The 13,426-nt window shown below is 42.7% G+C and carries 16 protein-coding genes; 2 read left to right on the forward strand and 14 right to left on the reverse strand.

The genetic code is table 11. The features are described from left to right. Nucleotides 1–13: 13 nt before the first annotated feature. The 4 genes from CSV74_RS13910 to CSV74_RS13925 form a co-directional block, all read right to left on the reverse strand. Complete coding sequence (locus CSV74_RS13910; protein ID WP_099692155.1) at nucleotides 14–1,318, reverse strand: pyrimidine-nucleoside phosphorylase; 1,305 nt, start codon at nucleotides 1,316–1,318, stop codon at nucleotides 14–16. A 37-nt stretch (nucleotides 1,319–1,355) separates the two neighbouring features. Continuing rightward, complete coding sequence (locus CSV74_RS13915) at nucleotides 1,356–2,537, reverse strand: NupC/NupG family nucleoside CNT transporter (protein ID WP_099692156.1); 1,182 nt, start codon at nucleotides 2,535–2,537, stop codon at nucleotides 1,356–1,358. A 196-nt stretch (nucleotides 2,538–2,733) separates the two neighbouring features. After that, nucleotides 2,734–3,675 (reverse strand): DNA-binding transcriptional repressor DeoR, encoded by a 942-nt coding sequence (locus tag CSV74_RS13920; protein WP_099692157.1) that lies wholly within the window; start codon nucleotides 3,673–3,675, stop codon nucleotides 2,734–2,736. 808 nt (nucleotides 3,676–4,483) lie between these two features. Then, nucleotides 4,484–4,744, reverse strand: coding sequence for a hypothetical protein (locus CSV74_RS13925; protein ID WP_029053750.1), 261 nt, complete (start codon nucleotides 4,742–4,744; stop codon nucleotides 4,484–4,486). 99 nt (nucleotides 4,745–4,843) lie between these two features. Between CSV74_RS13925 and CSV74_RS13930 the strand changes: the two genes are divergently transcribed. Further along, a complete protein-coding gene (locus CSV74_RS13930; RefSeq protein WP_099692158.1) occupies nucleotides 4,844–5,860 on the forward strand; it encodes a DUF1646 family protein in 1,017 nt (338 codons plus the stop codon). Between the two features lie 84 nt (nucleotides 5,861–5,944). On the opposite strand, the gene CSV74_RS13935 is transcribed toward CSV74_RS13930, so the two are convergent. The 8 genes from CSV74_RS13935 to CSV74_RS13965 form a co-directional block, all read right to left on the reverse strand. Continuing rightward, the gene (locus CSV74_RS13935) at nucleotides 5,945–6,382 is read right to left on the reverse strand and encodes a hypothetical protein (RefSeq protein ID WP_099692159.1); all 438 of its coding nucleotides are present in this window, start codon (nucleotides 6,380–6,382) and stop codon (nucleotides 5,945–5,947) included. 73 nt (nucleotides 6,383–6,455) lie between these two features. Continuing rightward, nucleotides 6,456–7,112 carry a bL19 family ribosomal protein gene (locus CSV74_RS13940; RefSeq protein WP_099692160.1) on the reverse strand — a complete coding sequence of 219 codons (657 nt, stop codon included), beginning with the start codon at nucleotides 7,110–7,112 and terminating at the stop codon, nucleotides 6,456–6,458. 47 nt (nucleotides 7,113–7,159) lie between these two features. Then, complete coding sequence (locus CSV74_RS16790) at nucleotides 7,160–7,333, reverse strand: hypothetical protein (RefSeq protein WP_199170360.1); 174 nt, start codon at nucleotides 7,331–7,333, stop codon at nucleotides 7,160–7,162. Between the two features lie 22 nt (nucleotides 7,334–7,355). Further along, complete coding sequence (locus tag CSV74_RS13945) at nucleotides 7,356–7,574, reverse strand: hypothetical protein (protein ID WP_099692161.1); 219 nt, start codon at nucleotides 7,572–7,574, stop codon at nucleotides 7,356–7,358. Between the two features lie 19 nt (nucleotides 7,575–7,593). Further along, on the reverse strand, nucleotides 7,594–8,064 hold the full coding sequence (locus CSV74_RS13950) for a GNAT family N-acetyltransferase (RefSeq protein WP_099692162.1): 471 nt from the start codon (nucleotides 8,062–8,064) through the stop codon (nucleotides 7,594–7,596). Between the two features lie 27 nt (nucleotides 8,065–8,091). Then, on the reverse strand, nucleotides 8,092–8,514 hold the full coding sequence (locus tag CSV74_RS13955) for a hypothetical protein (RefSeq protein WP_099692163.1): 423 nt from the start codon (nucleotides 8,512–8,514) through the stop codon (nucleotides 8,092–8,094). 336 nt (nucleotides 8,515–8,850) lie between these two features. Beyond that, complete coding sequence (locus tag CSV74_RS13960) at nucleotides 8,851–9,861, reverse strand: proline dehydrogenase family protein (protein ID WP_099692164.1); 1,011 nt, start codon at nucleotides 9,859–9,861, stop codon at nucleotides 8,851–8,853. Nucleotides 9,862–9,949: 88 nt separating this feature from the next. Then, entirely contained in the window at nucleotides 9,950–10,570 is a 621-nt protein-coding gene (locus CSV74_RS13965) for a DUF3298 and DUF4163 domain-containing protein (RefSeq protein ID WP_232321234.1), read from the reverse strand. 116 nt (nucleotides 10,571–10,686) lie between these two features. Here CSV74_RS13965 and CSV74_RS13970 point away from each other — a divergent pair, with 116 nt between their 5' ends. Next, the gene (locus tag CSV74_RS13970) at nucleotides 10,687–11,064 is read left to right on the forward strand and encodes a nucleotide excision repair endonuclease (RefSeq protein ID WP_085426351.1); all 378 of its coding nucleotides are present in this window, start codon (nucleotides 10,687–10,689) and stop codon (nucleotides 11,062–11,064) included. Between the two features lie 34 nt (nucleotides 11,065–11,098). Here the strand turns inward: CSV74_RS13970 and CSV74_RS13975 are convergent, their stop codons facing one another. Then, nucleotides 11,099–11,449, reverse strand: a complete 351-nt coding sequence (locus CSV74_RS13975) for a YolD-like family protein (protein ID WP_099692165.1) — start codon at nucleotides 11,447–11,449, stop codon at nucleotides 11,099–11,101. A gap of 107 nt (nucleotides 11,450–11,556) precedes the next feature. Further along, nucleotides 11,557–13,269, reverse strand: a complete 1,713-nt coding sequence (locus tag CSV74_RS13980) for a methyl-accepting chemotaxis protein (protein WP_099692193.1) — start codon at nucleotides 13,267–13,269, stop codon at nucleotides 11,557–11,559. Between the last annotated feature and the right edge of the window lie 157 nt (nucleotides 13,270–13,426).

Genomic DNA, 13,426 nt, shown 5'->3' on the forward strand with positions numbered 1-13,426 from the left:
ACCACTCCTTTAATTATTTTGTAATTTCGTCATGCACGAGTGTTACAGGCTGTACTTTAGAAGCCGAAACTCCGTAAGCATGATAGATCTTTTCTTTTACGTCTTCGATATCTTCCGTGTTGCTATGAATCGTTACGAGCGATTCGCCCACTTCTACGGAGTCCCCGATTTTCTTGTGCAGCACTAGCCCAACCGCCAAATCGATTTCGGATTCTTTTGTTGCGCGTCCCGCACCTAGAAGCATTGCAGCCGTGCCGATTTCATCCGCAGTAATCGCAGAGACATATCCCGCTTCTTTAGCTGGCACGTCGATTGTATACTGGGCCGTAGGAAGCTTCGATAGATCGTCAATGACGGATGTGTCGCCGCCTTGGGATTGCAAGAACAGTTTAAACACTTCAAGCGCTTTGCCGTTTTGGATAACTTCTTCGAGCATTTTTCGTGCTTCCTCCGTCGAGTCCGCTTTTCCTGCCAAACGAACCATATGGCTGCCGAGCGTCAAGCACAGTTCGTGCAAATCTTCCGGGCCATTGCCTTGCAACGTTTCGACGGCTTCTTTAACTTCGAGTGCATTTCCTATGGCATAACCGAGCGGCTGGTTCATGTCCGAAATTACCGCCATCGTCTGACGGCCGATCTTGTTTCCGATCTGCACCATTTCACCCGCGAGTTCACGAGCCATGTCGAGGTCTTTCATGAACGCGCCAGTTCCGACTTTTACATCGAGAACAATTGCATCCGATCCCGCCGCAATCTTCTTGCTCATGATTGAGCTTGCGATCAACGGAATGGAACTGACCGTTGCCGTGACATCACGCAGACTGTAAATCTTCTTGTCTGCAGGGGTAATATTGCCGGATTGTCCGATAACCGCAATTTTGTTTGTATTGACGAGATCGAAGAATTCTTTGTCTGTAATTTCGATATGGAAACCGGGAACGGACTCCAGCTTATCAAGTGTTCCGCCCGTATGACCCAATCCACGGCCCGACATTTTGGCTACCGGGATACCGAGTGCAGCAACAAGTGGCGCGAGCACAAGAGTTGTCGTATCGCCAACTCCGCCTGTAGAGTGTTTATCCACCTTAACGCCCTCGATAGCAGACAAATCGACTTGGTCGCCTGACTCCACCATCGCCATTGTGAACTGCGCGGTTTCTTCCAACGTCATCCCCTGGAAATATACCGCCATTTGAAAGGCTGACATTTGGTAATCTGGAATCGAGCCGTCCGTATATCCATTGATGACAAATGAAATTTCTTCGTTTGTCAACGCATGTCCATCTCGTTTTTTCTCAATCATATCTACCATACGCATAGCATCCACCACTCCTGTTTTTAAATTTTCATTTCTATTATAAAAATAGCCCGATGACAGTCGCTGAAAGAACTGACGCCAATGTTGAACCCAAAAGTAATTTCAAACCGTTTTTCGCCACTTCGTCCCCTTGTTTTGAGCTCAACGCCTTGACAGCGCCTGTAATAATCCCAATGGAACTGAAATTCGCAAAACTAACGAGGAACACCGATATCATACCTACCGCTTTCGTTGACAAGCCTGCCGAAATTTCCCTAAAACTCAACATCGCCACAAATTCGTTGGTGACAAGTTTGGTCGCCATGATGCTGCCGGCTTGTACACTGTCTGCCCAAGGCACGCCCATTACAAAGGCGATTGGTGCAAAGATATACCCCAAAATGGTCTGGAAGGAAACGTTGAACAGCATTTCAAAGAGATAATCGATTCCGTTCATCAACGCGATGAAACCGATCAGCATGGCAGCGACAATAACCGCGACTTTAAAACCATCCATAATACTTTCACTGATCATCTGGAAGAATGACAACTTCTTCTTCGACTCGATCGTTAGCGTATCTTCTTCTTCCGATAATTCATAAGGGTTGATGATACTTGCGACAATCAGTGCCGACATAATATTGAGCGCAATCGCCACTACGACAAACTGCGGTTCGATGATTTCCATGTATGCACCAACGATGGCAACACTGACTGCACTCATCGCGGAAGTACAAAACGTATACAAACGTCTTTTCGAAATATCATCCATTTGGTCCTTGATAGTTAAAAATACTTCGGACTGCCCGAGAACTGCAGAGGATACGGCTATGTAGTTCTCCATTTTCCCCATGCCATTCAACTTACTCAGTACGATTCCTACATATTTAATGATGAACGGTAAAATCTTGAATTGATTTAATATACCAATCAACACGGAAATGAAAACGATTGGCAATAACACATTCAAGAAGAATACGTATTCCCCTTCATTTTCCAATCCGCCAAACACGAAATTGACGCCCGTTACCCCAAGGTCAACCAGCTTCGAGAATAAAGCCGAAACAAAGCCTATGGAGACTACGCCCACTTTTGTATTCAACAAGATAAATGTCAAGACAAGCTGGGTCAGCAGCATAATCACAATCGGTTTATAGCGGATTTTCCTGCGGTCCACACTGACAATCAAGCCCACGATTAACACGAGCAACAATCCGGTTATATAAAATACAACGTTCATCATATTTCCTCCCTTGCATGTTGGTTACGCTTACACTTTGCTTCTTGCACACCATTTTCCTTAGGATGCCGTTGCGACCTGACTTTATGTATAGTATATCATAGACTTTGAGCATATGTGCAGAGGAGGTGAAACATTGTTCATTCCGAATAAAAAAAAGAATCACGCTTATCAATAAGCGGATTCCCATATGTTTCTATTGGTGAAGCAACAAAGCCTGTGCCGTATACTGATCCGTTATAAAGACGTTCGCATAGCCTCCATTAAGCGCTCCATGGATGGCCTCTACTTTGCGGTTCCCACCAGCGACGAGAATGGATTTTTCTTTTTGCTTTAACTCTTCTAGCCGGATGCCAATCGTCCGGTCATTGACGGTAGTATCACATACTTCGCCTGTACGTTTGAAGAAGCGTGAACAAATATCGCCAATCGCTTCTTGATGGAGTTGCTGTTCTTCTTCTGCAGTCAAATAGCCGAGACGGAACAGCAATGATTCGTTGTCGACAGCGCCCACCGTGAACACGGCGATATTCGCTTGTCTCCCGAGTTCAATGAGCCGGTGCATATACCGGTCCGATTCAATCACGACTTTGACTTCAGGTGTGTCGACTAGGACGGGGAGCGGCAAGTAACGGGGGATGGTATGGAAGGCTTCCGCAAATTTGTAAACCGTTTCAGAATCGTATGTATTAACGTCCGACAAGCCGATGCCTCCTTTGAGCTGGATGACCTCGACTCCTTTTACATCTTTTTTCTTCAATTCGTTGGCCACCCGATACATCGTCCGGCCCCATGTCACACCAAGAATATCACCGTCTTTTACGGTTCGATACAAATAGTCCGCCGCTTCTGTGCTAATAGCCTGGATCACATCCCGCTCATCTTCCACTGCCGAGTACGCAATTTTCACTTCTTCGATTTGATATTTGTGCTGCAAGGATTTTGCTAATTGATTATTATCATGAAATGGATCGATGATGTCGATTTTCACGTAGCCATTTTTTTTCGCTTGCTGTAGGAGCCGAGAAACCGTCGGCCTTGAGACGCCTAATTTTTTTGAAATAGCGAGCTGGGTATAATCAAATTGATAGTAAAGTTTGGCTGCTTCTATGATAAGTTGCTTTTTATCGATCTCCAATGCAAGTCCCCCTTATGTAACGGCCTAATCATGAGTCCGAATCTACATATCCAGGCCGATTATACCACAGACGTTAACCAGCGGAAAGCCGCTCTCACTCTTCTTCCTCGCGAGGCAATTTTTTTACTCACTAAAGTTCAGCATCAGCTTCTCTGGTAATCCGTACACTTTCAGGACTCCGATTAATCCAATGATGACAGGGATAAACAACTACTACCGTTTAATTCCAAAAACCTCTCACATCACAACTAACAAAACTCATTCTCTATGATTTGATTCTTATACTCATCAGCTCTGTTTTGGATCAACTTTTATTTTCTTATATCCTTTTACAATATCAAAAACACTTATGAAAAACATTATTCAAACAAAAGGATTTGTTAAAGATAAATCGACTCGTGAAATACCCCCTACTAAAGGAAAGATAATAATTAATATAAAGAAATACGTCAATAATATAACTTGCCATAGAGGATTGAATCTTGAGACATCCTCTTTTTGAAAGTAATTCATAATGAGGCTGATGAAGGAAATCAATAGTATGAGTCCAATAAGTATTGATTGGTATATATATATAAGAAACCAACTTTGGGAAGGAATCATAAATTAGTAATAATGTTAGTACTACTAGTGCTATAATGCCCCAAAAGTGACGTCTCCGTAAAAATTATAGGATCAAATAGCAAACTACAACAGTAAAGACCGTGATTAACTTCAGCATCTTTGGCAATTCATATACGCACCAAACAACAAATCCCCTCATTCATGTCCATTCATGACACAAACAAGGGGCTTATTTTTGTGAAAATCACTTCTCATCTTCCTCATCACACGGTGGCTTCCTAACAATCGTCTTCCCACTCGAATACAACCCACTCGCTGACAACCCCATAATCAACCCGCCTAGAATTCCCGACTTCCAATCATGCGGAAACAAGTAGAAGATCCCGCCACCAATGCCTAGTAGTAAAGAAAAGATCGGAATCAGTTTCTTTGGCAATCCATTCATTTTTAAAATTTCTGTTAATCCGATAATAACGGGGATCAGTACAATATCTGAAACTTCCAATGCGTGTCCTCCTCTTTTTCTATTCTATTCAGACTGTATGCAAGATGAATCGGCGTTTTGCATAGAGTGTAGAAGAAAGATTGATGAAAGGAGATGCCTATGGTCACAGGATTGCTCATTATTTTAAGTTTGGTGCTATTGCTGCCATTTACAATCCCTCGCATTGAACGTAATTTGGAATTGTTTTTATTCGTCATGGGTTGTGCTGCGGCATTTGTTAGCGGAGTGTTTCAGTGGGAGTTGTGGAATAAGGCGTTACACGATCCTTTGCATATTACGTTTGCGGTCCTTGTAGCAGGAATCGTGTTTCGCTGGATACGACATCCGTTTGAGAAAGCAGTATTATCAGGGAGCAGAATCATTCCATTCCGCTTATACTTAGCGCTAATTATTATGGGATTAGGCTTAATTTCCAGTATTATCACCGCGATCATTGCGGCGCTAGTCCTCGTAGCTATCGCGTCCGTCTTGCAAATGGACCGAATATCAGAAATCCGCTTTGTGATATTAGCGTGTTACGCAATCGGCATGGGCGCGGTGCTGACACCGATCGGGGAGCCTCTTTCAACGATTGCAACAAATAAACTGGATGAAGACTTTTATTACTTAATGAACTTGCTTGGTACAGATATTATAGCCGGTGTATTCGTCTTCGGACTGCTCGCATTCTTCCTGATCCGCCCACGCAACCGCTCGCGGCACCGTTCTTCCGGACAAGCGGCAGAGTCATACATAAGTATTTTCGGGCGCGGAGTGAAAGTGTATATATTTGTTTTGGCTTTGACATTGCTTGGTGCGGGATTTGAGCCATTGATCACACTATACTTACTTGATCTTCATCCATTGACGCTTTACTGGATCAACATGATTTCAGCTGTACTCGACAACGCGACGCTCGCTGCTGCGGAAATCAGTCCCGCGATGGACGAATCCACGATCCAAGCGCTGCTACTCGGTTTACTTATTAGTGGCGGGATGTTGATTCCGGGTAATATCCCCAATATCATTGCGGCAGGTAAGCTTAATATTCGCAGTGGCGAATGGGCACGGGTCGGTGTACCGCTTGGATTGCTCGCGATGGCCGTCTATTTTGTTATTCTACTTAGCAGACAATGAAAAAAGACCGCGTTGTGAAGTGCACCCCAAGAGTTAGATTGCGACTCTAACTTTAGGGGTACCTCAGCTGGCGGTCTTTTCGTGTTACTCGATTACTTTCACCCAGACTCTATACTTTTTGTCATCCGTCTGAACCAATTTAGTATTAGGACTCGGTGCGTTATTCTTCTTTGTGAAACCCGTTTCAAACGAAGGAGTTTTGATACTCTCCCCTATGTTCTCCTCGGAAGGCATGCCGATTCCAATTGCATCCGTTACCGTCCATGTATCATCTTTCTCTTTGTTCAACTTTGCGACAAATATTTCTTCCGTGCCATCCAATATCCCTTTATAGACATTGATTACTTTATTATTATCAACTTCCAACGTTCGATACACTTTCACGACTTCCGCAAAACCTTCTTCAGCATGAAGCTGTTCAATTGCCTCTTGTGGCGTATTCGATGTACTGTTCTTATTTGCGGTCTGACAACCAGTGAGTACCACCGCCATAAACGTAATATAAAATAGCTTTCGAAGCATGAGATCCTCTCCTTATCTATTTTATTGAATACCCTATTGTCGGCTATATTCAATCCTCATTTTCTTATCTACATTAAAAAATGCGTTCTTTCTTTCCTTCTATTATCTTGAAATGTACATCTGATGTTGATCCGCTATAGATACGATCCGGCACGTTCGAGACGTCCAAAATTTCATTGAGCTCAATGAATTCTGTCCGATTCCCTTCAATTGTCATCTTATAGGGACCTGCTATATTCATCAGTGATACCATTTTCATTTCATCTTGGCCAAACCCACTGTCCAAGAACTCCAGCTCGAAAGATACGGGGTTTTTGCTGTGATTTTTCAAAGTCAACTGGCAGTCCCCACTCATCCGTTCATTATCGTCCAACGTATCAAATGCGCACTTGCCTTTCTGGTCGTAGGAAATGGCTCCAATACCGCTCGCTAATGTTTCTTGATACGCCGTAATGAGATATACCGGGATCAATGCATACAGGAAGAGCACAAGCACAGCTAACACAACATAAAATTTCTTCAATCCGTAAATCAGCAGCGCCATCGCGATCAGGAATAAAAGAGTGCCTACTAGTCCTTTCCAAACGAGTCTGTCATCGGCTTGAATGGGAAACGACATGAATGTCACGGTAGCTCCGATTAACGGATTATTTGGGTAGGGGAAAAATAAAAACATGCAAATGGCAAGAAGTACCACAGCACTTATAAGTGCGGTTCTATTTTTTATCACGGTGTTTCTCCTTCTATTTGAATTGAAAATGGTTCATCTTCTTACTTCTACTTATTGAGTCTGTCTGCGATCGATTGAAGGATTTCATTTTTGCGTTCTTGTAGTTTAAGGAATTTCAATGCAAACCATACAGTGAAAATAAGGAATGCGATCGGGATGATGTATATGAATACGCTTAAAATAGATAGAAACGAAAAAATCAGATTGTTGTCGTTGTGCATATGTATTTCCTCCTTTCACGATTTATGTTGACTGCTCCTTTTTTGGAAACAGATAAGATACTAGCAATAAGGCTATTGCGGCTCCCCATCCTATATACATCCATAGATTTAACAAGTTTTCAGGGATCGTATACGCCACTTCCGTAATATACAGTATCAGACGAACGACCTGTGAACCCAATACAATGAAGAGCGCCAAGTATTGCAATACATCGCGGGTGTTTTTCTTTTGTTTCTGCACTTGTACGACCTCCCACTGCTCAGGATAGCGATTTCTCCATAGAAACTACGGCAATCGACGTACCATCCGTTCTATGTAGTACAGATTCTTCACACACGTGATAGCCGATCGATTGATAGAGTGAGATGTTTTTCGGCACATCTGCTCGCACTTTGCATACTATTACCCTCTTCCCTTGTTGCGTCGCATACTCCTCTAAATATCGCAGTATTTTTTTCGCGATGCCTTGACCTTGTCTTTCTGGCACTACAGAGAATCTAGAAAAATAGAGGCTTTCATCTTCCAATCGAAAACGAACCATCGCGACCGGCTCCTCTTCTATATAGCCAATCAACGCCTCTACACCACTTTGCATTTCAGCGGCGATACTTTCGACGGTTTCTTTCAAAGCACTCGTCGGAGGTGTGGCCTGCTCATATTCACGAAACGCGCGAATCATCACGTCACGGATGATAGGAACGTCAGATATGTTCGCTTTTATAATGTTCATAACTGTCCTCATTTCATTTTATATTAATTATGAATAGATAGAAGTGAATGCCGCCATATCTCCATTCTCAAACAGCTCGATCGTTTCATACTCTTTGTCTAAGTAAATTTCATAGAATTGCTGTTCTTGAAAAGTTTTTGATTCGCCTTCGTCTTGATTTTTATCATACAGAATGTGCAACGTGTCTCCATCGCTTTCTACGTCAAAGTTGGTAAAGTCCACGGCGTAATCTTCCTGATTTTCATGAGAGGTGTTAAAATAAATGACCAATTTATCGTCTGACGTGTCGTAAAATAAATACACGCCATTTTCAGCCTGCGCGTGTTGGTAGAATACCTGATCACCCTTATCCAAGTCCTTCATGGTGACTTCCTCGTAAGATAATGTTCGATTCGTATTACATCCGATCAGTAACGCTGCACAGAGAACCATGACCAAAAGTTGTTTCATCAACTCTCCTCCTGTCTTTGGTGTTCTGAAGAGTGAATAATACTTTAACTACCTCTAACACTACTATTTCCCATGTTTTCTGTAAAGTGAGTACAAAAAAACACTGCGGGGAAAGCAGTGTTTTGAAAGAAGAAGAAAGGGTAACTCAATCACCGTTACTATCTTGCATTTAGCTCAGAGAGTAGTAGAGACGCGACCGTGTATTGAGCGATTGCAGGCCTTGATAGAGCGGATATCACGTAACATTGAGCGATCAAGCATAAGCTATGAGCGCTTGAACGAATGTATGAGCGCATCCACCTGAAATGTTAATCCACGTTGGCCCTATCCTACCGCTCAACGATACTTCACCCAACCACCATCTTGTTTCTGGTCACTCCCACGCTTGCTTAATCGCCCAAGCACAAACGCGCCGGCGACTAGACCAATCATAGTATTCGTTTTCTTATTGAACACTTGCTTCATCATCAAGTTCATATTTTGCGGACGCTCCGCCAGTCTGCGCATGAAGTACCCGTACCAATCCTCGCCAAACGGTACGTATGTACAGAAATTATAGCCCTCTTTCGCCAACTGCAACTGCAACTCATGGCGGAAGCCGTACAGCATCTGGAACTCGAATTGATCACGTGAAATATCATGTTCTTTCACAAACTGCTTCACATGATTGATGATGTTATGGTCATGTGTCGCAATCGATGTAAACGCTCCGTGCAATAAGTGTTCTTCAATGATCTTAATATAATTTTCATCAATATCTTGTTTATCTATATACGCAACGTCCGGTGACTCTTTATACGCACCTTTTACTAGACGGATGCGTGTATCGTTGTATTTTTTCGTATCACCCAACGCCCGGTGAAAATAAGCTTGGATAACGGTTCCGACGTTTTCATAGCCCTTTGCTTTTAATTCGTCTAGTAAACGGAACGTCGGTTCAAGTCGTGAGTGATTTTCCATATCAAAATTAACAAACATTCCTACCTTGTTTGCTCGTTTGACGATTTCTTCTACTTGTTGTTCGCAAAACGCATAATCAATATCGAGGCCGAGCTGTGATGGTTTGATCGAGATGTGCGCATCTACTTCATGTTCTTGGATTGCGTCCACTACCGCTAAGATTTGTTCTTTCGCTTCAATGGCCTCGCTCTTTTCGTACACAAATTCACCCAAATTGTCGATCGTGCATGAAATGCCTGCTAGATTAAGTTCTTTGACACTAGTAATCATTTCTTCGATGTTAGTTCCTGCCACGACTTGTTGGGCCCCTAGTTGAAAGCCGTATTTTTGGGCAGCTTGATTCAGTAGTTGATTTTCAGATAAACCGATAAAGAAGTTTCTTAGCATAGTTTCCACCTCATTTGTATATTTCGTATATCGAAATTATAACACTATTCCGTCATGTAAGCCTATACATTTGTTTATTCAGTTATTTTCAAGTTCCTATGAACGGTAGCATTCGGTCTGCTGGACTATTCGGTTTAATGATCTCCTGTAAATCGAGCAAGGGAATCGGAAAATATGGGAAGCCGGCTACGTAAGGTGAAATTTCGTATAGTTGGAAGTAGACCACTAGACTCGTGTCTGCGATGTAGAAATCTTGATCAGGTTTGATTTTAGTGAATGGCTCAAGCACCGGAGTTTTCCATTGCTGAATATGGCGTCTGACATATTCCGATATCCGCTGCACATAAGGACTGCCTGGCTTGAACAGATCTTGTAGATTGTATTGCCTTCCCGTCTTCGTATCAAACGTCAGAGATTTGACGTAGGTCATTCCATGCGCTCCACCAGTGAACGAGTAGACAATTAAGTTAATACTAAAGAGATCACGCTGATTATTTTTGATTTCGTACGTTGCGACCATCTCCACAAGACTTGGGTCATAATAATTATTATCCTCTAGCATTTTATTCATTTCCTTGAACAGTACTTGATTTAGTTTCTGTTGAACTTTTGGATCATCCAGTTGTGTGATGACGGGATAAGACACATCCACTTTTGGCCTTCTATTTGATATGTGATACGTTTGAATAACAGCAGGATTTTTCATCATTTCATCCTTCCCAAGACATTTGTCTACTATATGCAAGGGACGGACAGAAAGTTTCTCGCTTTTTTCGGGGTCGTATGATAGGATAAACACTGACTGATATAAGGATGTGAAGTAAAATGATCAATATTACATTACCTAAACCGGACGTAACGATCGTTCGCAGAAAACAAGAAATGGGACCTGATGAAACGCCAATTAAGCCAATTTATGGTTTCATCGATTTTCATGATATTCCACGTGATAAAGGCGGCCTTTTGTTGTTCTTCAACCAAAGCGACGAGTTATTATTCGTAGGAAAAGCACGAAAATTACGTCCACGGCTAAAAAAGCATTTTGAAGACCAAGTGTCTCCATTACGTAATCACCGTGAAGAAGTAGCGAAAATTTCCGCTGTTATTATCGATGACCCAATGGAACGCGAAATCTACGAAACGTACGTAATCAACACACAGCAAGCTAAATACAACGTAGAAAAAGCATTTTTCAGAGACTGAGCTGTCTGCCTTCGCAGACGGCTTTTATTTTTGGTTAAAAACCATCTGCTCCTTTCGATAACTGGACATCTACCACATCTGCTACATGAATTCTTTCCGTTCCGAATGGATCACGCAGCACAATGGTCATCGTCTGCAAGTCGAGCGCTTCAATCTCCCCTTGATGAAAGCGAACTTCTCCATCATGCCAAGTTTTAATCCATGTCTCACCACGTCTGCGCCAAGCTATTTCAAGTGTCTCTTGCATCGTTTGTAGTTCCCAATCGGTTAACTCGGGCCGTTCAATATACTCATCTTCCCATTGCCAATCGCGTAGTCTCTCGAGGTGTTCAGGCAGCATGAGCGACGTCCACTTCAATTTCCCTCTATCTCGGTTCCTTTCCATCACATATTCCCCATTTCCTAAGCGTATGTATGTTCGTATTATACAGAACGTACATTCGAAATTCAATGGTAAAAAAGGCCATCGCTTTACATGCGATGGCCAAGTGTTTATTTAGGTAATTCGAATGAACCGACAAACACTTCCAGTTCACGCGCCATTTGATTGGTCTGCGTAGAACGTTCTGAAATTTCTTCTATACTCGCTGTCGTTTGCTCGGCAGCTGCTGCAATATTATTGGTCATGTCTTCAATATTTTGTACAGCGTGCGTCAAGTGCTCAATCAACTGTACCGCTTCTGTTGATTTCGCGGCTTCTGACGTCATCAAGTTTGAGATATTCTTGATTTCCGTGACAGTTTCTCCAACTGCCACGGAAATATTACTCAATGACTGAGACGTAAGCTTCACTGTTTCAGTACCCTTCGTGATGTGTTTCGTATTTTCCGATGTAGAAGTAATGACTTGCTGGATGCGATCCGAAATATCCTTCACCAGCTTCTCTACTTCGAGTACTTCCTGATTCGATTGCTCAGCCAAGTTCCGTACTTCTTCCGCCACTACCGCAAAGCCTTTACCGTGTTCACCTGCACGCGCCGCTTCAATGGATGCGTTCAGTGCAAGTAAATTGGTTTGAGCTGCAATTCCTGCGATGGAACCCGTGATGTTTTGGATCTTCGTCGTAGATTCAACCAAGTTTTGAATCGTATCTCCAACTTGTTGTGAACCATTTCGAATTAATTCCATATCATAGCTAATTTCCTCTGCGCGTTTCGCGCCTTCTAGTGCAATCTTCATCGTTTCATTGGAGTTAACGAGCATCGAATCAGCGCTTTGTTTCGTATTGTCTAAACCACTTGCTAATCCCGTAAGAATACCCGTTGCGTGCTCCGCAGTTGACGTACCTTCCGTAACAGCTGTGACGACTTCTTCAATATTATGTGCAACCATCGTAATCGCTTCACGCATTTCAGAAAGTGATGCAGAAGTTTCCCCTGCGTTTTCGGATAAATGCTGCGATGTCGTATTCATCGTCGCGATCATATCTTGTAGGTTCACCGTCATACGATTCAGTGTACGAGCCAAGTCGCCCACTTCGTCTTGTGATTTCACTTCTGTCGGTTGGACCGCCAAGTTACCATCCGCAATTTCCTTCGCCTGCTCAATTAAGCTCGTGATCGGCTTAGTTTTCCGGCGAATCAAGAATCCTGTTCCAATTGAAGCAAGTATCATAGGAATAATACTGATCATGATTCCGTCGCGTACAACGTCCCAAGTACGATGTTTGACGATGTTGGCATCGAAATCAATTACGCTGACTGCGATGATTTCTTTACTCGCATCCTGGTCTTCGTGTATTGGCGCATAACCCGAAAGCCGCTCTATACCGCCATACTCGTAAGGCTGAGAGTACGTCGAATGTCGATGTTCGAGTAGATCGGCAATCGCTTCTTTGTCTAAATGGAACTGGTCTCCCGGCTTAAATCCACTTGCTTTCAGATTATCGTCGAGGGCAATGATTTTTCCATCCAAATCCAAAATATATTGTGTTTCAAATATATTTTTGTGTTCAGTTGTCCAGTTCAATGTCTTCCCAAGTTCATTTTGTGTGTCGACGTCACCAGCCAATGCCTTTTCCATATCACCAGGTCGAATCAATCCAGTAGTAATATTGGCGCAGCCGTACGCCTCAATTCCTGCAGCATCATACAATTTGTCATAAGCAGTCTTATATGTAGCAAGTGATGTAATGATTAACATCACCACCAAGATTCCAGCTATAATAGAACCTAGCTGAAACGTTAACGAATCTTTAACTTTCATCAAACCTTATGCCCACCCTTCCTATTTGGTTTATCTAGTTCATTCGTTGTCTTTATCATACGCTATCAGTCTACAATTAAAAAGAAGAAAATGAAAAACTCTTTAATTTTAAAATAATGAGTAAGATGTAGGTATTATTATCGTGTCACAACTGTTT

Origin of the sequence: Sporosarcina sp. P19 (genome assembly GCF_002743165.1) — a bacterium.
In the GTDB taxonomy this organism is placed as follows: Bacteria; Bacillota; Bacilli; order Bacillales_A; family Planococcaceae; genus Sporosarcina; species Sporosarcina ureae.